Genomic DNA, 21,669 nt, shown 5'->3' on the forward strand with positions numbered 1-21,669 from the left:
CTCAAAGGTGTAGGGTGACGGTCTTGGGCGTGCCGCGGCCGACAAGGTTGGAGATTTGCGCCACGCGGATGGTCAGCGTGTCGCCTCGGTCCAGCAGACGGCCCCAATCGGATGTCTGCTGCGCGGCGGTGTAGACGGCGCTTGGGCTCGCTGCCGAGAGCGTGCGCTTGACCGCGCTGCCGTCCAGGATGTCGATCTCGTAGGCCTCGCTGTCCTCGACCATGGGCACGTCGAGCCCGACCCAGGAATCAGCGGACAGCGCCCGCGACCGCCGGGTCCATCGGATCGTAAGATCGCCCGGGCTGCGCGGCGTCCGCCAGGGTTGGACGATCTGGCCCGGCGAGAATGGACGCAGGCCGACGGCCTCAGCCGTGAAGTTGCGCGCGACATAGGCGCTGTCCGAGACCGGCAGGCTCGCAGGGCCAATCCGCCAGTTGAAGGGACTGCCGATCTCGGCCTCGCTGGTTGGCAGCGCGACGACCGCCTCGTCCAGCACGACCACACGTGCGCCAACCGGGGCCGGATCGCCCATGGCGTGCACCGAGCCGCGCTGGCCGCGCAGGAGACGGGTGAGCCGATATCGGGTCGGCCCAATGAGCTCCACTGTGCCCGCCTGGACAATCTCCCAGACGCCGGCGCTGCTTTCGATCGCGAGCGGATTCGCTCCGGCGAACAACGCGGTATCGGTGACAGACGTCAGCGAGCCGGAATAGAGATCGACGGTCAGCGTATTGGCATGATCGAAGCGCGAGGTCGGCCCGGGCGGCAGCGGTTCTGCCAGCACGCCGAGCGTCGCCGGGGCGTCGATGGTGGTAAGGAGCGCGAATCCGTCTTCGGAGGGGCTGCGCATGACGGCCAGCTGGCCCGGCCAGGGTTTGGCAAATGCCGCGACCATCGGGCGGTGGGCCGGGACGTCTTCGGTGAGCTGCGGCAGATCCATCAGAACGACGATCGGCGTGCCGTAGCTTGTCGGTGTCGCAGGAGTGCCGGCCCGTGATGCGCCGGGCGGCCCACCATAGGCGCGGCTGTCTTGCCGGAGAGCTTCGACGCCACGCGCGCCCTGGTCGGCGATGGACGTCAGGCGCAGGACCAGATCGCGCTCGTCATGGCGAAGAGCCACGACATCGGCGGGGTCCAGCGCGAGGCGCGAAGGCGGAAGCTTGAACGCAGCCCGCTCCCGTTCGATCCACATCTCGTTGAGCTGTCGGAGACACTGCCGCTCGGCTCCGCCCAGAGACACGGCCAGCGGGAAGGTCTCCAGCGCGATCCGCGTTGAGTCAACCGTAACCCGGCGCGCCTCAACCTGCGCGGGGTCCATGTCACCATCGGCGCGGACGACCTGCCATTTGAGGGCTTGAGACAGTTCGGTTTCCTGGCTCCGGGTCAGCTCAAGGACATCGCCTCGATCGGTTGTCACAAGATCGTCCGGGTGCAGCGCGACGGTCGGGTTGCGCCCGCGCATCACGAACTTGATCAGGCCTTCGCTCTCGACCGCATCGAACCCGAAATACCGCGCCAGCGTGGAGATCGAGGCGCGCGGGCTCTCAAGCGCATTGATCACCATGCCCTCGATGGCGCCGGTGAGACCCGAGGCATCGACGCGGTCGGCCGGCAGTCCCGCCCGCTCGCAGAGATGGGTCACGAGTGCGGGCAGCGGGCTGCTGCCCATGCGTCCGGTCAGCCACGGCCCGAGGGCCCAGCGGTCGGTGTCGGGCCAGAGATGGGCGAGATCCGGGAAATGCGGCCAGGGCCGCGCGTCCCAGCCCCACGCGGCGGAGTTCGCGAGATCGAGCATGCCCGCGGGCGCTTTCGCGGGATCGACCCAAACCGCAAGCACCGCCTCGAGCCAGGCGCGCTGGATCGCATCATCGCGCCAGCCCCGTGAGAAATACGGCAGGGGCGCGCTCGGCACCGACGGATCGGACAGCGCCGCAGGTTCGTTCGCGCCACGGTCCACGGCGGGGCAGCCGAACGCCGTGAAGCGGATGGGCTTGGATCCCGCGATCCAGGCGGTGGGATTCGTCGCCTCTGTGCCACCGGGACGTGAGAAATGCGGGTTGGCCCACCAGCTCCGGAGATCCTTGGGGCGAAATACCCACGGCTTGCTGAGCGGGTCGGTGATCGCCATGCGGATCTGCGCCTGTCGGTCGTCCTCGCTGGCATAGCGCCAGGCATGGTGTTCGCCGGCGAGCACATTGGCCGTGAAATAATCTCGGTCGTGGATACCGGACCACCCGGCTTGCGCGTCCAGATGCTCGGTTCCATCCCGCCAATCGGCCAGGGGCGGGAAATAGTCGATGCCGACAAAGTCTATGTCTGCATTTGCCCAAAGCGCATCGAGCGGGAAGTAGACGTCGCCGCTGCCATCGTCAGGGACATGCGCGCCGTATTCCCGCCAGTCGGCCGCATAGCTGATCGCGGTTCCGGCTCCGACGACGCTTCGCACGGCCGCCGCAAGGCTCACGAGTTCGGCGACAGCGGGATAGGTGCTGGTGTCGGATCGCAGGGAGGTAAGACCGCGCAACCCGCCGCCCAGAAGGATCGTGTTCACGCCACCGGCGGCGACCGCCAGATGCGCATAGTGCAGCACCATGCGCCGCCAGCCCCATTCCGCACCGCCGGTCCAGGAGACGGTCTCCCGTGAGACAGAGAAATCGGATGAGCTCGCTGTGCCAAAGAAGGCCGCGACCTGCGCGGCGGCCCCCGCCGTCTTTTCCACGGTGCCAGCGAAGCCCGGCGCGGGAGATCCTGTGATCCGGCTGCGTGACGGAAGGGCCTCCTGGCCGGTGGATCCGGCGTTGTCCGAATACGGGTCGGGTAGCGCGTTGCTCTCGGGGATGTCCATGACCAGCGTCGGGGAGAGCGTCACCCGGTAGCCGCGGGATTTGAGCTCGCGGATGGCCTCGACGACCGCGTTGTCGGAGGGCGTGCCGCCAAACACCGGAGTGCCGGTGCCGTCGAGCGTCACAACCGCGGCGTCTTCAAGCGCAACGCCATTCACGGTCCAGACCAAGGGTGTTGTCGTGCGCGCCGTGGCCTCGACCTTCGGTCGGATCTGCCAGTGACCGGCGCGGAGATCGTCGCCGAACCAGGGGATGACGAGCGTCACGGCTTCGACATTCGGCAACGCGGCCGCAAGTCCGTCAAGCGCCACGTTGAGGTCCGCCACGCCGGCCCTGGCGTGCACATTGACGGAAATCTCGCTGCCGGGCGTGCCGCTGCGCACGGGAGTTGTGGCAAGCCCAAACTCGCCGGAACCCGGCAATATGGCGACGGACCGGATCAGCGTCTCGGCGCCGGCGCTGCCGCCAAGCGCGCGGGTCACCTCGAAGGAGAGCTGCGGAAGGCGATTGCCGTGATCCTTGAGAGGTATGTCTTCGAAGAGGACATAGGCCGTGCCGCGATAGGCCGGCGCGCTGTCGGGGCCCATCTTCGCCGCGATCAGCGGATCGGGGTCCTGGATCTCGGAGCCGGAATACCAGCGCAGGGTGATGGCGGAGGTGTCGAGCAGCTTGCCATCGGCCCAGATGCGTCCCAGCCCGGTGATTGGGCCTTCGCACACCGCCACTGCAAAGCTGGCGAAGTAGAGATATTCGGTGGTCTTGACCTTGCCGCCACCACCGCCGCCTTTGCCGCCACCGCCCTGGCTGGTTGTCTTCGTCTCCTCGCGAAAATCCGTGGCCCAGATGACCTGGCCGCCGAGACGCATGCGACCGAACACGCGCGGGATGACCGCGCCCTCGGTCGAGGATGTGATGCGCAGCGTATCGAGCCTCGGGCCTTCGATGCGTTGGGTCGGCGCCAGCGACGAGACGATCCAGCTGTCGACGGCCGAGCCGATGGTCGAGCCGACAAAACCGCCGATCGTTGCGGCGCTGACACCAAGAAAGGCGCCGCCGATCGAGCCGCCGAGGGCAGCGCCTGCGGCGCCAAGAACGAGCGTTGCCATCGCTCAGCCCGTCGGCTCGGGAAACTGGAACGCGGCCACCAGCCGGCGCTGCCAGGCCGCACTCAACGGCTCTTCGAGCACGCCGAGGCGTTCATAGGCATGGATGAAGCGCGCGGGCTCGGTCAGAATCCCGAGATGTTTGGCCAATGCGCCCGCGCGCATGCGGAAGACGAGCACGGTGCCAGGCGCGCGCTGGTCGACCGGCACTTCCGCCATGACGGTGCGTGCCAAATCGAGGATCGGCTCGCGCTGTGCGATCTCGCCCCAATCCCGCGAATAGGGCGGCATGGCAAAGGGCTCCGGGCCGATGGTCTCGCGCCAGACGCCGCGGATCAGCCCGAGGCAATCGCAGCCGACCCCCTTGAGACTGGCCTGATCGTGATAGGGCGTGCCCAGCCAGCCACGCGTTGCGGCGACGACGCGGTGTGATTGGGCCGTCACGAAAGCACCTCACCGGTATGCCCACCGCTTTTGGTGGCAAAACGGATCATGGCGTCCTGGCCGGGCATATGCGGAAAGCCCCGAAAATTGGCCGTGTTGGCGAACTTGGCGCTGCAGGTCGCCAGACGCTTGTCGCAGCCCGCGCGCAGGATCGCGGTGTCGCCCACCGCAATTGCCCTGACGGGCGCCTCGAGAAGCGTGATGGCGACATCAGTGCCGGTCAGGTTATGCGCCCGGACCTCCGCGCGCCGTCCTGCATTGGCCCCGGTCGACCACCCCGCAATGCCAAGAGTGAACCATCCCTCGGCAAAGCCGTCGAGGCCGCTGACGGTGAAGGTGCGGTCGCCCGTCAGCCCGATCACGGTGCACGTTCCCTTGAACGCAGGGTTCTCCAGGTCGACCCCACAGCGCGCATCGCCGCAGACAGCATCGCAGGTCGCCTGGAAGGTCCGGCCGACCGTCTGGTTCAGGACATGTGCCATGGAGCGGATCTCGGCCACGAAGGCGAGCCGTCCGCGACGGATCTCGCCGATCGACCCGCGCCGCATGAGCACGCGCTGCGTGGTATCCGACCAGTTCACACGCCAGGCCTCGACCTCGGCATCGTCCCAGAGCCCGTCGAGGATGTCGGTCTCCGTGATGCGATCCGAGCGCAGCACGCCCTCGGCGTCCTGGGAGTCCATCGAGAGGTCTGTACTGCCGCGGATCTCGGACGCGGTAAGCCCGCTCTCGGGCTCGTAGGCTTGGCCGTCGATGACCAGCATGCGGTCGTGATCGGTGAAACCGAAAATCACCCCATCCTTGCGCGTGAGGCGCCAGCACCAGGCGAGCGTGGTGGTCCCGCCGTCGAGATGCGCCTGCAGGTCTGAAGACAGGCTCTTCATCGGCAGGTCCCGGTCATGCGGGTGTCGGTGTCGACGACCCAGCGGCGCCAGGGCTGCGGGACGGCCGCAATGGTCTCGGCCGGCGGCATGGCTATACGGGCTTCTGCGTACGCCATGCAGCCTGCGTCACCACTGGCCGTCATTGTCGCGCAGCTGCTGAGCGTCATCGCGGCCGCGAGCATCGCGCAGGGCATCGCGGCCGCGGTCCAGCGCCTCAAAGGTCTCTGCATTGGACTGAGCCTCCTCGTCTTGCCGGCCGGCGTGGCGGCCGCGCAGAAAAGCGGTGATGACGGCAGCCGCAAGCAGCGCCACCGTTGTGCTCCAGCGCCTGAACCAGCCAATCATCGGATCCCCTCCGCCCAGAGCTTCAGGCGCTCGCGCGCGATCCAGGCCGCGGCCAGCACCACGACACTGACCGTGCCGGCGAGGACGATCTGTGCGGTCGCGTCGAGCTGTCCGATGACCGGGATCGCGCCCAGGACTGCGGTGCCCGCTGCGCCGCCCGCGGCTTGCAGCGTGGTCGATTGCGCGCGGCTGGTGCGGGTCATGCGGCGGAAGCCCAGCACCTGATCGCGCGGATAGCGGGCCTCGCTGACCTGGTTGCGCTGGTTGCCGCCGACCACCACGACGTGGGCGCCCTCGAAGCGGACGAAGAAGCCGACATGGCCCTGCCAGCCATCGGGCGATCCGCGCCAGAAGATCACCAGATCGCCTTCGCGCGCGTCTTCGTCGGCAACCGGCCTGCCCCAATCGAGATAGGAGCGCGCGGTGAGCTTGCCGGTATGCGGCAGACCCGCCCGTTTGAGCATGGCGCCGACGAAAGCGGCACACCAGGCGGTGTCGTCCTGCATCGTCGGGAAGCCGACCTCATCGAAATAGGCATCGACCTTCGGGTTCGAGCCCTCGGCCCATTCCAGGGTGCCGAGCTCGGCGCGAGCGAGTGCATAGGCCTTGCGCATAGGGCATCTCCTCAAAACAAAAAGCCCCTGCGTTAGCGGCGCAGGGGCGGATCAGTTGGTGTGTTCGGGTTGAGTCGCGTCAGGGCGTGAGCGAGAACGGCGCGCTCACATGGGTGGTCTGGTCGGCGCCCCAATGCCAGGAGGCCAGGAGGACGAAACTTCGATTCGGATAGGTGGCCTGCAGGCTTTCCACCGTGCAGCTGTCGCTGCCGACCCAGACGGGCAGCGGGATGGCGTAGGTCGCGCGGCCCGCCTGGTATTGCCAGGAGCCGTCGCCGGTGCAGCCCGGCACGGGCCGGCGAGTGTCGGCAAAGAGCACCGCGGCGTCCCATGCGGCGTAGAAGAACCCGCTTTCGGCGTCGACTGTGCGGTCCTGCAAGACGCAGCCGTCATAGGTCTCGCCCTGCCAGTCGCAGGGATCGTCCGAGACGGTCAGGCTGTGCACGCGGATCGGGGCTGGATCGATCACCCTCTGGATGTCTGGGAGTGAATAGCCGACCACCGCGCTCATCAGGCCGGCCGCGACCATTGTTGGGGAGACAACTTGCATGTCAGATCCCTTCTGCGATGAGGCGGATCACGTAGCTGGCCGAGCCCATGGCCGCGCCCACGGCCGTGACCATGATCCACCAGATCAGGCGCTCCAGCCGGATCTCAGTGCGCTCCAGCCGGCGCAGGGCATCGGCCATGGTCGCCTGCAGGCGGCCGAATTCCGCGCCGCGCTCGCGCCAGCGCTGCTCGTCGTCTTGCGTCATGGATGGTCTCGCAGAGGCGTTCAGGTTTGAACCAGATTGAGCGTGAAGCCCGTCGGCGGTCCGCCGAGGATCTTGGGCGTGGGGCCCAGATCATGCGTCACTGTCAGCGCGCCATCGGTGCTGCTCGGCGTCCCGGTCCCGTCGTTGAAATACAGCAGGAAGGGATCGCCCCCACCTTGGGGCGGCAGGAGCCCGGTGAGCGTGACCGCCCCGCGCAGATTGGTGGCGTTGTTGATGTTGATCCCCTTGTCGGCCTGGCCGGTGGCGAGACAGGCAATCGCGACGTTGGTGAGCGTCACATCGTTGACCTCGTCGAAGACGAGGAGCCAGTTGTCGCCCGAGAGATTGGCGTCGGTGACGGTCCAGTTCTCCAGCGTCAGCCCGTCGACATGCAGGAAATACATGCCCGTCACCTCGGTGCCGGGCTCCGGGCTCGCTGGGAGGCCCGTCGGTCCCGTCGCGCCTATGGTCCAGTCCTTCAGGAGGAGGCCCTTGGCCTGCATCCGGCTGCCGGCATGGCTGTTGTGACGGATGTCGAGCCAACGGTCGCGGATGTTGATGGCGTCGACATTGCGGATGACGACATCGCGCATGAAGAGATCGCTGTGCCGGCTGTTTTGCTTCATGTTCAGGATGCGCCAGCAGCCGTCGATGGTCAGCCCGTCCACGGTTACGTCCCAGGCGCCGGGCACGATCGAGAGCGCGTTGCCGTCATAGTCCTGCACCGTGTTGTCGAGCACCTGGATGTTCTCGTCAAAGATAAACTTGTTGTTGCCGATCCGGATCGCATCCGTCGCCTCGTCGGGGTTCAGGTCTGGGCTCACGGCGGCAGACGTGCGGTCCCGGGTGACGAGGTTCCGGCGGATGATGATGCCGGTGTTCCAGTTCCCATGGGTATCGATCGACGAGCTGGTGTCGTCGGCGCAGTGGTTGTCCTCCGCGATGCAGCCGCCGGAGCTCGACCAGAACTCGATACTGTGCCGGCAACCCTCCAGGTAGGAGTTCCGCACCACCGAGTTGCGCTCACCCTTGCGGAAGGAGACGCCATAGCCTTCGCCGGCATCGATGGACCCCGGCCGCCCAATGGTCAGGTTGTCCATGACATTGCCGTCACCGGTATCGAACCGCACCGCCTGGCCCGTCCGCCGGAAGTCGGTGGTCTTGGCGGGGTCCATGTCGAAACTGGCATCCCGGATCGTGCTGCCCACCATGAAGCGGCACCAGATGTACTGGTGATCCCAGGCGGACGCGCTGCCATGGGCCTTGGCGCCCACGAAGCTGCCGCCCTTCAATATGAAGTTTTCGACCGGGTCGACCTTGAAGGCGAAGGCCTGCCAGGCCACGAGCTTGTTCTTGCCCAGCGTGCCAGTCAGCGTGACCGTGTTACCGGTGATCGCTGCGATTTGGTGCAGCTCTTCATTGATGGCAATGAGCGTGCCGCCGTAATCGGCTGGATAGGTGATATCGAGATCCGGCCCGATCTGGTTCGGATCGGGCGAGAAATCCATGAACTGGTTATTGAGATAGCCGGGCAGTTCGGCCGTGCCGACCACCAGCCAATCGCCGACCGAAAGCCCGGCCGCGTTCGCCATGACGATTGTGCTGGAGCCCGCAGCGGCGTTGGCCTGCAAGAGCGAACCCTGCAAAAGCGTTACGGTGGATGGATCCGAAGTCTCCCAACTGCCGACCGGGTTGTCCTTCGGGACATCGATCTCGAGCGGATCGGCCACGGTGATGGTCTTGGCCACAGGGTCGGTCGCGGCAACGAAGCAAGTCGTGCGGCTTTCGTCGGGATGGTAGTTCTTGCGCGTTGTATTGGTGCGAATCTCGATGATGGATCCCGGCACAGCAGCCGTCAGAAGCGCCTCGGTGTCGGGATCCGGGGTCTTCAGATACAGCACCGTGTCGCCAGCAGAGGAGTCCGCGCCGATCACCGCCTCACTGCTCATGGCCGGATCTTTGACCTTCTCGCCCCAGATGAAAAACTGGCCCCAGTAATCCGCGCCTTCGCCGCGCTCGATGGTGTTACCGGTGAGATCGAGCGTGATGTTGCGCGCCCGTGAGCTGGGCGGCGGCTGCATCCGGCCAGTTAGGTGGATCGCCCCGCTAGGGCTGTCGAGATCGACGATGGCGCCATCGGGCGCGTCGTTCGGCAGGACATTCTGCAGAAACCACTCAAGTGGCACTTCGGCCGGGAACGCGGTGGCATCGCCCCAGCCGGACCAGTCGGCACCGGCCGCGTTGTCACTAAGGGGCGGGGTTGCGCTGTGATCGGTGAAGACGTCCGACCAGATGTAGGTCGGCAGCGTTGGCCCCACGGGCGGAACGACAGGCTGGGGCACAAGCACAGCCTCTGTTCTCCGCCGGATCTCGATGAGCGGGATGGAGGTGATCGAGCCGAGGCGTTCGAGGCTCAGCGTCACGTCAAGCTCGTCGGTGTCGAAGCGCACCGGCACGTCAAACTGGAAGGCTGCGGTGATCGCGACACCGGACGAAGGTGCCATATCGAAGGTGACAAGGCCGGTGGTGGCGTCGAGGGTCCAGCCGCTGGGCTGCTCGATACTGTCCAGTGCGACCGTCACAGAGCCGGCCACCGGCTTCTCGATTACGCGGGACCAGGTCTGATCGCCCGAGGTATAGTGCTTGACCAGCTGGAATTCCGTCTCCGTCCCATCCCCTACACCGATCAGCTGATCGCTCGCCGCAGGCGCCTGCGATGGCAGGCAGGATTTGTAATCGCCCCAATCTTTAAACCGGAACCCATAGAGTCGGCCGTTCCGGGCCTCGAAAAACGCAACAACGGCGGCAAGGTCATCGGCGCGCCGGAGGCCGTAGGCCAGGTCATACCGCCGACGGGAGTTGGACCAGCTCGCGTTGCGCTCCTCGGCGCCAGACGCCAGTGAGACGATCTGTGTCCGCCGGCTCGGTCCGCCGCGCGCGCCGCGGCTGATGTCATCGGGAAACCGCACTTCGTGGAAGCTCATCAGAGGTTCCTCCGACCAAGGGCCACGGCGCGGGAGATGTCCGCCGCGATCTGCGTGCGGCTCTGGCGAAAGCTCTCGGCATCTCGGGCATTGATGGTGACATTGACGGCGGGCGCGCCGGATGGGTTCCCGTCATAGGCAACCGTTTCCCGGCGCGACAGAACCCGCTCGCCGCGCTGCAGGATTGCGGGAACCTCGTCATGGCGAAGGCCTGTCATGCCGCCGCCATGCATCCGCGGTGCATTGGCGAATGCCATCGCAGGCACCATACGGCTAGGCGCAGGACCGCCAACAAGCCCGCCCGCATGAAACACATTGGCGAAGATCCCGCCCATGTTGCCGAGCGCGCCTGAAAGCGCGTTTGCAATCGGGCCAAGAATGAACTTGCGCGCTCCGATCTTGGCGAGATCGGCAATGATGGAGATGGTTAGCTCGCGGAAGTCCAGCTTGCCCGTCTTGACGAACTCACCGATGGCCTGTTCTGCGCTGTTGAAAGCGGAGACGAGAGCATTGCCGATATCAGCGCCGACCTCGCGCGCTTTCTTGGCATAGTCAGACACCGAGGCGATCACCGCCTCCCATCCGGTTTTTGACTGCTCGGCTCCAGCTCGGGTATCTGCACCCGCCTTCTTACCGGCTGCACCGGCGGCGCTTGCCGCATCCGCCGTGTCCTCCAAAGCCGCATCGAGCCGCTCGGTGGCGACCACCGCCTCGTCGAGCGCCACGTCTTGTCCGGACCCGGACATCAGGTCACGCAACCTTTGCCAGGCGGTCATTGGCCGCGCGGCAGTATCGCCGAGCATGCCGGCGGCCTCACGATACCCATCCGAGCGTCCGCGCGCGGCATCGGCCATGCCGGACGATCAACATGATGGACGCCGGGTGTGTTTCAGTTGCGGGCAGATCGAGCGCTTTCACCGTGCAGGAAATCTCGGGTTTCAGCTCGAGCACCCCCTTGATCTTGGCTGCCAGCACCACCTCGTCGATTGCGGTCGCATCGAGGGCGACATGGTTTTCGAGCTCGACCTCGAAGGCGTCATAAAGCTTTCCATGCTCACGAAACTGTCGTGCAAAATGAAAGCTTTCCGCGTCCTCAAACGTTTCACGCGCATTGAGATAGGTCCAAATGCTTCTGCAGAGCTGGTCTGGCTGCCGGTCGAACTCCTGCGACTGCGCATCATCGAGTTGCTGATCGACGATGGTCGTGAGGGAGGTCACGCCCTTTCCGTCGGCGAGCGCCCGGATTCGGCGTGATCGTTGCTCTGCCGGTCGCAGTTCATCCTGGTCAAATTCAGAGAGCGTTTGGATGAGGTCCAGCCGAAACGCCTCCACGGCACCGTCATCTGTCAGGTCAGATGGGTTATCTGGCAGGGCGAAATCTGGCTCGTTTTCGCCCTCTCGGACGGCAAGCGCTGCTCGAGCAAGGTCGATGCGCGCATCTTCGATCAACGCAAGAATATTTGGACCGATCGGAATTGCTTTGCGCGCCATGAACTCACCTCTCAATGCATGCTGTCTCTCAACTTGATTCAACCTCCGATAATCGTTGACGAAAGGCAGTTCCACAAGGGTCGATGTTCACTACCTGTTCGCATTTCGATTGGCAGTCCAAAGCGCATGTCCCACAAAGGGCTGCCAGGTGGCTTTTGGTTGGTAACGACACCAGCAAGCACGGCCGCCCTAGACATGAAACGACCCAACCCCTTACCACCCGACTATATGACGCCCGCGGGACGCCGCGCCGAGCTGTGCGCCCTGCTGGCTGTCGGGCTGGTTCGCTTACGGATGCATGATCAGGCGGAAGTATCTGACGAAATTGGAGAAAGTAGCCTACACTATCCAGCCAACGAATGGCGTCATGCAACTCCAACTCACCGGAGAGACGCATGACCAAACAAGATCCCATTCCCGCCCGCCTGGCCTCACTCAAGACAACATCGACGCCAGACCTAAAGGCTCAGTGGCGCGACCTGTTCGACAGCGAACCGCCGCCGTTCAACCGCCGCTACCTTGAAAGCCGCCTCGCATATCGCATCCAGGAACTGGCCTATGGCGGCCTGAAGCCAGAAACGGTGAAGCGGCTGGAAGCCCTTGGCGAACAACTTGATGGCGGCGATCGCAAAAAGAGCCGCATCCGGGCAGATCTGACGCCCATCGTCGGGACGCGGTTGATCCGCGAGTGGCAGGGCATCGAGCACGTCGTTACCGTCACCGCCGACGGTTTCGACTGGGAGGGACGGCCCTACAAATCGCTTTCGGCCATTGCCCGCGCAATCACCGGCACACGCTGGAACGGCTGGGTCTTCTTTGGCCTGAAAAACCATCGGAGGGGCGCATGACCAAACCGATTGTCCGGAAACTTCGCTGTGCGATCTACACCCGAAAATCCTCCGAGGAAGGACTCGAGCAGGAGTTCAACTCGCTCCACGCGCAACGGGAGGCCTGCGAGGCCTATATCGCCAGCCAGCGCTCCGAAGGCTGGGTGTTGGTCCGAGATCAGTATGACGACGGTGGCATTTCCGGCGGGACACTCGACCGCCCCGGGTTGCAGCAGCTGATAGCGGACATTGAAGACGGGCTTGTCGATGTGGTGGTCGTTTACAAGATTGACCGTCTCAGCCGCTCGCTGGCCGATTTTGCCAAGCTGGTTGAGGTGTTCGACCGCAATGACGTGACCTTCGTATCGGTGACGCAGTCGTTCAATACCACCACCTCCATGGGCAGGCTGACGCTGAATATCTTGCTCAGCTTCGCCCAGTTCGAGCGTGAGGTGACGGCCGAGCGGATCCGCGACAAGGTTGCCGCGAGCCGGAAAAAGGGCATTTGGATGGGCGGGGTGCCGCCCTACGGCTACCGCGTGGAGAACAGGAAACTGTTGATCGACGACGAGCGCGCCCCGCATGTCCGCTGGATCTTCGCCAAGTTCCTCGAGATCGGCTCTGGCACAGAACTAGCGCGCGAGGTCGCGAAACGCGGCATCCGCACGCCGCGCGGCAACCGGATCGACAAGAAGTACCTCTACAGGTTACTCAACAACCGCGCCTATATCGGCGAGGCGGTCCACAAGGGCGAAAGTTATCCGGGCGAGCACGACGCCATCATCGACCACGAAACGTGGGACCGCGTCCACGCCATCCTTCAGGAAAGCCCCCGCAAGCGCGCCGCACGGACCCGAGCCGAGACGCCGGCGCTGCTGAAGGGGTTGTTGTTCGGGCCAGACGGGGCTGTGTTCTCACCGACACACACCCGCAAGGGCGGCAAACTCTACCGCTACTATGTCAGCCAGACAGTCCTGAAGCACGGCGCGGGATCTTGTCCCGTCGGACGGGTGTCCGCGGGTGAAATCGAAAGCGCCGTCATGGATCAGCTTCGCGCCGTCTTCCGCCAGCCCGAAATCGTGGCCGGAACATGGAAGGCCGCGCGCAAGCATGCCGATGACATCACGGAGACCGACGCCCGGACAGCCCTGCAGAAATTTGACCCGCTGTGGGATGAACTCTTCCCCGCCGAGCAGTCGCGCATCGTGGCGCTGCTGATCGAGCGCGTCGATATCGGCACGGACGGGCTCAATGTCCGACTGCGCGTCGATGGCCTAAGTGACCTTGCGCGCGAGGTGCTTGCAAGCGGCATCGAGGCGGCGGCATGACCAGCAGGACGCCGATCCCGGATACTCTCACGCTCCACGTCCCGTTTCGCGTCGTGAAGCGCGGAGGGCGGAAGGAAATGCAGTTGCCCGAGGGCGCAGAGCTGGTGCGGAGAACTGATAACGCGCTGGTCAAGGCACTCTCGCGTGCGTTCCGGTGGAAGCGGATGCTGGAAACAGGTGACTTCGTGACCATCGCCGAACTGGCGGAACACGAAGGGATCGCGCCGTCCTACATGACCCGCGTCCTACGGCTCGCGCTGCTCGCGCCTGACATCGTGGAGGCGATTTTGGATGGGAAGCAGGGGCCAGAGGTTACGCTGGTGAGAGTGCTGGAGGCTTTCCCAGTTGAGTGGGAGAAACAACGTTTTTCACAGAAAGAAACTACGTGAACGGCCCTCAACTGCCGTTGGTCGTTTCGCAATTATCTCCGGGGCAGCTTCAATAAAGCTGATATCCAGGGCAGCGCGTAGGGCGGCCATTCAAGCCACGGCCAACCAATCCTTCGAGGGTCAGTTTTGCTCAGAAGTAACCAGTCCCTAATTGTGCAGTCTCAGGATCGCTTCCACGACGCGTCGGACACCTAGGATGGGATTTTTCGAACTGATCGTAGCGGGAAGCTCCATGCGGAAAGTGACCGACTGGGCATCCACATGCTGATGGGTGATGACGTCATCGCGCCTCAGGACCTCAACTCCTGGGTCTGCCATGTCGTACCCACGAACGAAGGTCACGCTAAACTTAGTCGTAAAGGGTGCTTCGTTGACCATCGTGGCATGCTCGTATCCGATGCCGGACTCCGTGCCGTAAACAGACACGCGCTTGAGGAACTCGTCGACCAAGCCGCTAGCCCCGGTGGCGTTGAGACGCTCCAGAATGCTCTCCACCAAGAAAGGGATCGACAAAGCTGGCGCATTGAGATCGGCTTGGCACAGGCCGATGCTTACAAGGAGTAGACGCGTTTCACCTGCCGTGTCATCACTGGCAGGGGTAGGTTCAATCTGGTGGATGCCATGGATGGCATGACTTGAGGTTGTGCCAGTAGTGGTTTTTATTTCTACGCCCGTGCCTTCCCATATGAAGTCCCTTGCCGAGCGACGCCAGCCATCCCAAGCTTGCACGATTGGTCCGACCTGAGGATCGGTCGCCCGTCGGCAAAGAGCGTCGAGTAGTAGCAGTTCCCCGATAAGTCCGAGGATCGCATTCTCGGAGATTTCCAAGCGCTTAATGGCAAGTTCGATCAGCGGTTCGGTGACGGCAAAGGCGCGCTCCAAATTGGCATCAGCCTTCTCGCGCAGCAGTTCAGCGGCAATAAATGCACCGACCTGGTCGAAATGCCCCAGCGCAGGCAAGCAAATGCGGTTTGCGCTCAGCGGAGGCAGAGTTTCGCGGTGCCATGCGTGGTAGTGAAGCGCAGTCTTCACTGCGTCGGTCCGGGGCCTTAACTTGTCGCCTGCCAGGAACAGTTCCAAATGGCCTCGACTGTTCCGAGCGATCCCAACCACCTTCGCATCCGTCAACCAAGTAATGGCCCGGTCATCTCCATTTGTGCCCGCCGGAACGACGTTGATCTGGTTTAGAACTGCTTCGTAGCTGGTCATGAGAGTTCCTTCTAAACGATGGAAGCGCCAGCACGGGTAGCGGAAAACTGTTCTGGACCTCCCGCAGGAAGACAGACTCCAACTGCAACCGTGGGATGCTCGTCGTCCGAATGTTGATTGACGTAGAAAAGAATTTGGCCGTCAGAACCGCTGGGTCGCCATCCTGTGTTGCTGCTCGTCGGAACGTCAGCGCAACGATGGTAGTAGTCGAAATAGACGTCGCCGCGATATTGACCCGGTCCGGCGTTGGGGTCACTCGCACCCCAAGTGGTCTCAAGTTCGCCTCCGGCTACCCTCTTAGTTGTGGCGCGTATTCCAAATGGTAGCCGTGCCAACGGACCTTCGGATATGGTGGCACCACCTCCATAACGAATGCCGACCCAGAACCGCGGTCGCTCAGCGTTTTTGCGCGTGAGGTCCGCATATGACCACAGATCGCTGGGCTGGCCAGTGACAAATAGACCCGTAATCGGTCGAGAAAGGCTGGCCGACCAAAGTCGAAGATAAGCAGCGATCGCATAGGGACAGGCTCGCCTCGGCTGATCTCCTTCACCTTGCCTAACCGGCGGGCGATAGAAAGGTGCGTCCGCCAGTGGGGTGATTGCGTTTGCACGGGCTTCGATATTGCTCCAGAAATCCGCGTACAGCCCCTCGTTCCCGGGACGGTAACTGGCAAAAGTGAGGCTATCCAAGAGTTCGGCGGCCTCGGTCAGTTCGAGTGGAACATTTAGGATTCGGCCTCGCAGCACATTTGCGACAGTGAGGTCGCTGGACGGCTTGGCGAAGAGTCCAGCCACGATGTCTGCATTTGGATCCGCCCGCCCACTGTCATTGATGACCGTAACGAAAGGTCGTGCCCCCGGTGACAATGGAAGGTTGCCCAAACCTGCGATCTTGCCTGTGGCTTCGAAATTGAGCCCCTGCAAGACGGTAGGTTTAGGCGCGTCGCTCACCATGCGCTCGATGATGGCGGTTCGAACCGCTTCGTCGACATCGTGATAAGCACTGAAGAGGGAGAGTTGGTCGCTCGAGGCGAAGACGCGGCACAACTCAATATATGACCCGCGGTAGCCAAACCAGCGCTGCATCTGCATTTGGGTGTCTGCCAACGGGTTGGCCGATGAGCGCTGAAACAACGCTGTGGTCATCCCTTCCAGTGTCAGCCCCCGGGCCATTACATTTCCTGAGACGAAGATCGTGCAAAGGTCACGAGCTGCTCTCCATTTGCCGGTTTCTGCATCCAGGGTCGGTACGTAGACAGGGCGATCGTCAGCGTTAGCGTCGCTGTTGACCACGGCGATCCTAGTTCCTGGGATCACCTCCCTGACCAATAGATCTTCGACAGTCTGCCAGTCCGGGAAACTCGACGGTGGCAGAACGTCGAACTCCTCCTCGACTACTTTTGCGGAGGCACGATACTTTTCGAGCCATTGCACCCATGGGGCGGGATCTGCCAGCAGTTGTTTCACCAAGGTTTGCGGAAGCCTGGTATCTCCAGCTTCCAGAATACCTCGAGCCGTGGCTCGATCCTGAATCCCCGCCCAAATCAAGACGTCCTCAGCACCCTTGAAGTGGTGCTGGATTGCCGCAGACGGGTGATACAGCATCGAGTGCGGTGAAGTCACTTTAGTAAGGGCTTCTTCCTTGGTGTCGAACTGCATTGAGAGTGCGGAAGCTGGGCCGAGCTTTCCAGAGCGGTTTAGGCGGATGGCGCCCGCTACCAAAAACGCTCGGACGGCGTCGGCGAGGTCCTGCTGCACGGAGTCGGTGGTGGGCACGCATAGTTTGGCTGCCTCCGCGCGGCGATAGAATACCTCACCGCCGGTGTAGCAAGAACGTATCCCAGCCGCTTCTGGGTAAGTCGATGAGCGAGGGGCATTGAGATTGCCAGGGTCGGTCGTATCTACTGGATGGCCGACGTCAAGTGGCGTGCGAAGAGAGATTAAGAAGTCTCTTGGCGCTAGGGGGTTGTGATCCTCCTGTAGGAGGTTGGCCTGGGGGGTCGCCGTGTAGGCGATGTAGGTCGAGAAGAGATTTTCAGGTGATCCTTGTGGAGGATCCCAGAGGTTTGCGATCGCACGCGGGATCTGCTTCAGGTTGCCGTAAATGGGGTCCTGCGAGGACTCAACTATAGCATCGAGAATAGAGCCATCGTCGGCCTCATCGTCGAGTACGAGCATTTGGACGGTGCGACCAAGCTCCTTAACTTCTTTAAAAACGTTGTCGCGGAGGCTTGCTGCCAGGGCATGCAGATGGTGAGTCTGCTTCATCGCCACTATGATAAGAGGCATGCCCTGGCGCAGCCGTTTTCGAACCTGTGCAGACGATAAACGGTAGGTGGTGTTCAGCGATTGGGTCTGTTCTGACAGAGCGATGCCAGGCGCAGGACACAGCAGGCGACGTTTAACTTTCTGTGCGTTTTCCTCGCCAGAGTCCAACTGCTGCAGCAGCCTCTCATAGGTCTGGCGCCACAAGGAGAGGCGGGTCCCGGCGAGTACAACGATAATGTCGAGGCCATTGTCGATGGCCAAGGCTGAGACACCCAGCATTGAAGCGGTTTTGCCAGACTGGACTGAGCCCATGACGAGTCCCGTGCGCGAGCGGCGGAATGACCACTCTTCGGGCTTCGCGGTGTCGGCGGCCAATATTCCGCGCTGCAAAATGTAGCGAGAGTCTGCCTCAACTGCGGCACGCGCCGTGTCGGTCAAGCCGGCGAGTTGAGCCTTGTACCTCGCCCACCAAGAGTCCGCCTCTTGGGGAGCGGGCGGATTGAAGTAAACGTGCTCGACGAGTGGGGAATGTCCTGGCACCGCTCTCAACTCTTTGGTTCGATGCGCATCCGCTGCAACGACGCGTACCCAGAGGTTCCGAACTGCAGACGCACTGCCTCAGCCGCTTGATCAGGGTCGATTCCCAATAGTTCCAGGAGATTCTTGTTGATCTTGGCGATGTAATCCCACTGCGTTTTAGTCTGTGTCTTTTCTGGGCGTTCCCAGTCTGCGGCTTCTTGACTCGCTGTTCGGATAGCATCTCCATTGGCCTCTAGACGTTCCTCTATGTCGTCTGGCGATGCCGCTAAGGCCATGGTGATGCCGACGAGAGAACCGACTAGTTGGAGTTCCTGCCACTTGGCACCCTTGCCGCCATCCTTGAACTTATCAGACCACAACTCGTCGTGCGATGAGTGGAGTTCGACAGCGTGTAGCAGCAGCGAGAACAGTTTGGTTAACGTCGATGGTTCGGCTAGTGGGTGCGCTTTGTTCTTCTGAATCGCCTTCAGCAAATCGTCGATGTTACGGCTAGTCGATGCCAAGTCTTTCCCTTTAGTATCGTGCACTAGGACCGAGATGACCCAAGCGAGAACCTTAGTACGTTTATAGCGAGTTCCCCCAAAACCGTAGGCTGTCAGCGCGTCACCTAAGCGGCCAAGATCGTCAATACCGGCAAGCGATCTGGAAATTTCGGCAACATCGGTGTTCGGGTCGGCGTCGCCGGCGGCGGCAAGAGTCGCGCGGGTAAGTTCGACCTCGTGGTAGACGGCGTTACGGATCTCTTCTGCATTCAGGTGTACGCCCTGCTTGTTGTAGAGGCGAAAGACCTCATGGATCTGAGCTTGGCTGGCCTGAGTGTATTCAATGACAGGAACGGTGTAGTCCACCGGGTCCTCGAACAACGCTTCGACGACAATTTTCTGATTAGCGACGTCGATCTCCCGAGCCTTAATCTGCGTGTAGTACTTTCCCCGGAGAGGTTCTAGATAGGGGCCAACCAGCCCGCCATCTCCGGTCGTTCGCAGCTTAAATGGGAAGTAGTATTCGTTCTCTAGTGCGGAATTGAGTGCATAACCCTCCAGCGCTTTCCAGGCACGGCGGAAAGCCGGGTAGTCGTCGTTGAACAAATCCGTCAGGTTCCTGTCACCGCGCTTATCGAGACGTCCTTTGTCGTTGAACTTTTTGTCGCTATGCCGAGCGGTGACCTCCGCAACTTTCTGCTTAGCAACGGGGTGCTTTCCCACAAACCGGAGGATGGCTGTGAGCCTCTGCTTGCCGTCGACCACCTCATGCGGCGTAGAAGGTCCGGTTCGCAGCAGAATGACTGATGGCAAAGGAACACCACGCAGGATGGACTCCATCAGGGACTGTCTGTCGCCGTTGCCCCATACGTCACCACGCTGGTATGACGGCGTCAGGTTGGGGGGCTTCTTGGTAAAGTGGTAAATCGACCAAACTGCGGCCTTTGCCGTGACCGGCTCCGGGGTCACTGCTTCCTCCCCCGCGTCGATCTCGGCCCACGCGTCAGCCCACGACTGGGTAGCCATTGCGCGGTTAGTACCCTTGGCCTCAAGTTCTTCAAGATAGTTTCCCTGAAGCCGTACGGCTGCCTCCACGCGCTCGTTTAGGCGCTCGAGCGCGCGAAGACTCAGCGGCGGGTGGGCACCTCCGGGAGCAAGGTGGTCGGTAGGTTCAAGGTTGAATTCAGTGATCAGTGCTTGAAAAAATGGTGCTCCTCCCGTGAGCGGGAGGTCGTCGCTGAGGCTCAGCCAGCCTTGAACCTCAGCCAGTTTATTCATCCACGAGTCAGAGGCGAAGTCGACATCACCACTGCTGAAAATTGACGAAACCGGGGGCACGCCGCTGGGAGTGTCAGAAGCTTCGGAGAGTGTTGCCAACCCTTCGGCGATGCTCTCCAGGAAGAGAACCCGCGGGTCGTCCTCGTCGAAGTCGTCTTCGTGTTCGATACTATCAATCATTCTGCAGCTCTAATTAGTTTGAGGTCGGAGGTTATGGTCGACTTGGGCCTAATGAGCCCGTGCAACAAGCGTTCGGCGATTGCTTTGACAACACGAGCGTTCACTGCGTTTCCCAAGGCTTTGTATGCGTCGATGTCCGAAAAGGGCAGTTGAATACCCCCGAGGCTCTGAAGTTCAGCGCATTCAGCTGGCGTTATGTACCGACGTTCGCCGGCCAAGTTTGCACCGAGGATAGGTACTTGGGTCTGCGTGAAGGCGATGAGACTTGGGGAGGTAGTGGGACGCTTGACCCGCAGCCCTGATGCACGCACCTGCAGCACGAAGTTGTCAATGTTACGGACTTCACCTTGCGCGTTCCACTCCATCTTCTGAAAGCTAGACGGGAAGCTTTGAGGGCTCCATTTTGAGATCCAAGGATCGATCCAGTTTCGGTTGGCTTGGTAGAACTCGCGGTTTTGCCTGATAAAAGTCCGCTTCCACTGCGGGAACTTCAAGTCGCCCGGGCGATTGGCGTGGCTAGGTATCCTCGTCAGTTGTTCGTCGAGCGAGCAGTCGAGGGACTGGCCGAAGCTGCCCTTGAAACCCATGCGGCTAAGACCCCGGACAGGTCTGCGAACCCAAACCCCTGCCGGCGTCTCATCCAAGTAAGGATAAGTTGCCCCAAATTCCATCGACCAGATTGGGAAAGAAGGCAGTTTCAGCGAAGCCGGAGAGCGCCTTAGGAAGTCGCCCCACATGTCAATGGCTCGCAGCGTCTGTTCCGGGATGGCGCGCCCGGAATGCCCTTCTTGGCGCAGCACCCATTGGATTTCGGTTGGACCTCTATGCTTCGTGGGCCAATCAAAATTATCGAGACCCTGTAGCGATCCTACAAAATATGCGCGGTCTCGCACCTGTGGAATGCCGAAATCGTGGGGCGAAAAGTGCTCTACAGCGACGGAGTAGCCGAGTTCCTCCAGCAAGCGAATGATCGTAGTCTTAGTGCGACCGCCGTCGTGCTTTAGGATGTTGGGAACATTCTCCAAGATGAAATGTAGTGGCCGCTTGACGCGCAAAATGTCGTGCACCTTGAAGAAGAGATTGCCCTGATTTGTGTCTTTAAAGCCCAGTTGGTCTCCTGCTTTAGAGAACGGTTGGCAAGGAAAGCCTGCAGTAAGTACGTGGTGATCGGGCACATTGAGGGCTATGATTTCGTCGCTGCTCAACTCATTGAGGTCACCCCAAGCATCGATACCGAAATTGACCTTATAGAGGGCCTTCAGTTTAGGCTCCCTCTCCGCAGCGAACACACCACGCCCGTCCAACTCCTCGAGCGCGACGTGAAAGCCACCCAGCCCAGCGAAGAGGTCGACAAAATGAAATGCCTCTTCACTGGTTCCCATATTTTTGCCCCCTCCGTCTCTGCCTGATTGGGCGAGATTTCTCATGATTTGCTCAATTATTTACATAGCCCCACTTCATGTGGTATGTCCAACGGTCTGTTGATCACTACGCGGACTTTGCTGTGCCTCCCGAAATCTCTCCTCCACGAAGAACTGGAGGCTGGCCCTATCCGCCCTTTCTTCTGGTGCGGTGGAATATAAAGTAACTCCGAAACTTGATCGCTGTGGCTTCTTCAGCAAGAAGCGAAGGTTCGATTTCTGTTCCTTCTGGCCGAACGCCACCCGCGTCGAAGTGCTCAGGTCATGACTCCAGAAAATGCT

Annotated in this window: 17 protein-coding genes and 1 pseudogene; 3 read left to right on the top strand and 15 right to left on the bottom strand. The window is 62.0% G+C overall.

From position 1 onward, the window contains the following. Position 1: 1 nt before the first annotated feature. From J1C49_RS08880 to J1C49_RS08930, 11 genes and pseudogenes are all read right to left on the bottom strand, one after another. Complete coding sequence (locus J1C49_RS08880; protein WP_227445467.1) at positions 2 to 3,949, bottom strand: glycoside hydrolase/phage tail family protein; 3,948 nt, start codon at positions 3,947 to 3,949, stop codon at positions 2 to 4. Between the two features lie 3 nt (positions 3,950 to 3,952). Then, entirely contained in the window at positions 3,953 to 4,390 is a 438-nt protein-coding gene (locus tag J1C49_RS08885) for an NlpC/P60 family protein (RefSeq protein ID WP_227445468.1), read from the bottom strand. Next, complete coding sequence (locus J1C49_RS08890; protein WP_227445469.1) at positions 4,387 to 5,274, bottom strand: DUF2163 domain-containing protein; 888 nt, start codon at positions 5,272 to 5,274, stop codon at positions 4,387 to 4,389. The genes J1C49_RS08885 and J1C49_RS08890 overlap by 4 nt, the downstream gene beginning before the upstream one ends. A gap of 126 nt (positions 5,275 to 5,400) precedes the next feature. Next, a complete protein-coding gene (locus tag J1C49_RS08895; protein WP_227445470.1) occupies positions 5,401 to 5,619 on the bottom strand; it encodes a hypothetical protein in 219 nt (72 codons plus the stop codon). After that, positions 5,616 to 6,233: a TIGR02594 family protein gene (locus J1C49_RS08900; RefSeq protein WP_227445471.1), complete on the bottom strand. Its 618-nt coding sequence runs from the start codon at positions 6,231 to 6,233 to the stop codon at positions 5,616 to 5,618. The genes J1C49_RS08895 and J1C49_RS08900 overlap by 4 nt, the downstream gene beginning before the upstream one ends. A gap of 79 nt (positions 6,234 to 6,312) precedes the next feature. Next, positions 6,313 to 6,783: a hypothetical protein gene (locus J1C49_RS08905; protein WP_227445472.1), complete on the bottom strand. Its 471-nt coding sequence runs from the start codon at positions 6,781 to 6,783 to the stop codon at positions 6,313 to 6,315. A gap of 1 nt (position 6,784) precedes the next feature. Continuing rightward, the gene (locus tag J1C49_RS08910) at positions 6,785 to 6,988 is read right to left on the bottom strand and encodes a hypothetical protein (protein WP_227445473.1); all 204 of its coding nucleotides are present in this window, start codon (positions 6,986 to 6,988) and stop codon (positions 6,785 to 6,787) included. A 20-nt stretch (positions 6,989 to 7,008) separates the two neighbouring features. Next, complete coding sequence (locus tag J1C49_RS21945; RefSeq protein WP_370639390.1) at positions 7,009 to 9,069, bottom strand: right-handed parallel beta-helix repeat-containing protein; 2,061 nt, start codon at positions 9,067 to 9,069, stop codon at positions 7,009 to 7,011. Positions 9,070 to 9,348: 279 nt separating this feature from the next. Then, positions 9,349 to 9,972, bottom strand: a pseudogene (locus J1C49_RS08920) (TIGR02217 family protein); the annotation flags it as partial. Further along, positions 9,972 to 10,826, bottom strand: coding sequence for a phage tail tape measure C-terminal domain-containing protein (locus J1C49_RS08925; RefSeq protein WP_370639387.1), 855 nt, complete (start codon positions 10,824 to 10,826; stop codon positions 9,972 to 9,974). The gene J1C49_RS08925 and the pseudogene J1C49_RS08920, both read right to left, overlap by 1 nt. After that, positions 10,786 to 11,538 (bottom strand): hypothetical protein, encoded by a 753-nt coding sequence (locus tag J1C49_RS08930; protein WP_227445474.1) that lies wholly within the window; start codon positions 11,536 to 11,538, stop codon positions 10,786 to 10,788. Before J1C49_RS08930 ends, J1C49_RS08925 begins: the two co-directional genes overlap by 41 nt. Positions 11,539 to 11,858: 320 nt before the next feature. On the opposite strand from J1C49_RS08930, the gene J1C49_RS08935 reads away from it, so the two are divergent. The 3 genes from J1C49_RS08935 to J1C49_RS08945 are packed head-to-tail and all read left to right on the top strand — an operon-like array spanning position 11,859 to position 14,007. Beyond that, positions 11,859 to 12,311 (top strand): DUF2924 domain-containing protein, encoded by a 453-nt coding sequence (locus J1C49_RS08935; protein WP_227445475.1) that lies wholly within the window; start codon positions 11,859 to 11,861, stop codon positions 12,309 to 12,311. Further along, positions 12,308 to 13,618 (top strand): recombinase family protein, encoded by a 1,311-nt coding sequence (locus J1C49_RS08940; RefSeq protein WP_227445476.1) that lies wholly within the window; start codon positions 12,308 to 12,310, stop codon positions 13,616 to 13,618. Before J1C49_RS08935 ends, J1C49_RS08940 begins: the two co-directional genes overlap by 4 nt. After that, positions 13,615 to 14,007, top strand: a complete 393-nt coding sequence (locus J1C49_RS08945) for a hypothetical protein (protein ID WP_227445477.1) — start codon at positions 13,615 to 13,617, stop codon at positions 14,005 to 14,007. Before J1C49_RS08940 ends, J1C49_RS08945 begins: the two co-directional genes overlap by 4 nt. Before the next feature lie 147 nt (positions 14,008 to 14,154). Here the strand turns inward: J1C49_RS08945 and J1C49_RS08950 are convergent, their stop codons facing one another. The 4 genes from J1C49_RS08950 to dcm form a co-directional block, all read right to left on the bottom strand. Next, complete coding sequence (locus J1C49_RS08950; protein ID WP_227445478.1) at positions 14,155 to 15,216, bottom strand: PD-(D/E)XK motif protein; 1,062 nt, start codon at positions 15,214 to 15,216, stop codon at positions 14,155 to 14,157. Positions 15,217 to 15,227: 11 nt separating this feature from the next. Further along, complete coding sequence (locus J1C49_RS08955) at positions 15,228 to 17,747, bottom strand: Z1 domain-containing protein (RefSeq protein WP_227445479.1); 2,520 nt, start codon at positions 17,745 to 17,747, stop codon at positions 15,228 to 15,230. Between the two features lie 284 nt (positions 17,748 to 18,031). Beyond that, positions 18,032 to 19,966 carry a DUF262 domain-containing protein gene (locus J1C49_RS08960; RefSeq protein WP_227445480.1) on the bottom strand — a complete coding sequence of 645 codons (1,935 nt, stop codon included), beginning with the start codon at positions 19,964 to 19,966 and terminating at the stop codon, positions 18,032 to 18,034. Next, a complete protein-coding gene (dcm, locus tag J1C49_RS08965; protein WP_227445481.1) occupies positions 19,963 to 21,393 on the bottom strand; it encodes a DNA (cytosine-5-)-methyltransferase in 1,431 nt (476 codons plus the stop codon). Before dcm ends, J1C49_RS08960 begins: the two co-directional genes overlap by 4 nt. Positions 21,394 to 21,669: the final 276 nt, after the last annotated feature.

The sequence above is a fragment of the Cognatishimia sp. F0-27 genome (assembly GCF_020667845.1).
Lineage (GTDB): Bacteria > Pseudomonadota > Alphaproteobacteria > Rhodobacterales > Rhodobacteraceae > JAFMPQ01.

What these genes read in the sequence shown, in the direction of transcription:
- J1C49_RS08935 (WP_227445475.1), top strand. Translation starts at nt 11,859, where the DNA reads ATGACCAAACAAGATCCCATTCCCGCCCGCCTGGCCTCACTCAAGACA.
- J1C49_RS08960 (WP_227445480.1), bottom strand. Translation starts at nt 19,966, where the DNA reads ATGATTGATAGTATCGAACACGAAGACGACTTCGACGAGGACGACCCG.
- J1C49_RS08940 (WP_227445476.1), top strand. Translation starts at nt 12,308, where the DNA reads ATGACCAAACCGATTGTCCGGAAACTTCGCTGTGCGATCTACACCCGA.
- J1C49_RS08880 (WP_227445467.1), bottom strand. Translation starts at nt 3,949, where the DNA reads ATGGCAACGCTCGTTCTTGGCGCCGCAGGCGCTGCCCTCGGCGGCTCG.
- J1C49_RS08895 (WP_227445470.1), bottom strand. Translation starts at nt 5,619, where the DNA reads ATGATTGGCTGGTTCAGGCGCTGGAGCACAACGGTGGCGCTGCTTGCG.
- J1C49_RS08950 (WP_227445478.1), bottom strand. Translation starts at nt 15,216, where the DNA reads ATGACCAGCTACGAAGCAGTTCTAAACCAGATCAACGTCGTTCCGGCG.
- J1C49_RS08910 (WP_227445473.1), bottom strand. Translation starts at nt 6,988, where the DNA reads ATGACGCAAGACGACGAGCAGCGCTGGCGCGAGCGCGGCGCGGAATTC.
- J1C49_RS08890 (WP_227445469.1), bottom strand. Translation starts at nt 5,274, where the DNA reads ATGAAGAGCCTGTCTTCAGACCTGCAGGCGCATCTCGACGGCGGGACC.
- dcm (WP_227445481.1), bottom strand. Translation starts at nt 21,393, where the DNA reads ATGAGAAATCTCGCCCAATCAGGCAGAGACGGAGGGGGCAAAAATATG.
- J1C49_RS08945 (WP_227445477.1), top strand. Translation starts at nt 13,615, where the DNA reads ATGACCAGCAGGACGCCGATCCCGGATACTCTCACGCTCCACGTCCCG.
- J1C49_RS21945 (WP_370639390.1), bottom strand. Translation starts at nt 9,069, where the DNA reads ATGCAGCCGCCGCCCAGCTCACGGGCGCGCAACATCACGCTCGATCTC.
- J1C49_RS08905 (WP_227445472.1), bottom strand. Translation starts at nt 6,783, where the DNA reads ATGCAAGTTGTCTCCCCAACAATGGTCGCGGCCGGCCTGATGAGCGCG.
- J1C49_RS08925 (WP_370639387.1), bottom strand. Translation starts at nt 10,826, where the DNA reads ATGGCCGATGCCGCGCGCGGACGCTCGGATGGGTATCGTGAGGCCGCC.
- J1C49_RS08900 (WP_227445471.1), bottom strand. Translation starts at nt 6,233, where the DNA reads ATGCGCAAGGCCTATGCACTCGCTCGCGCCGAGCTCGGCACCCTGGAA.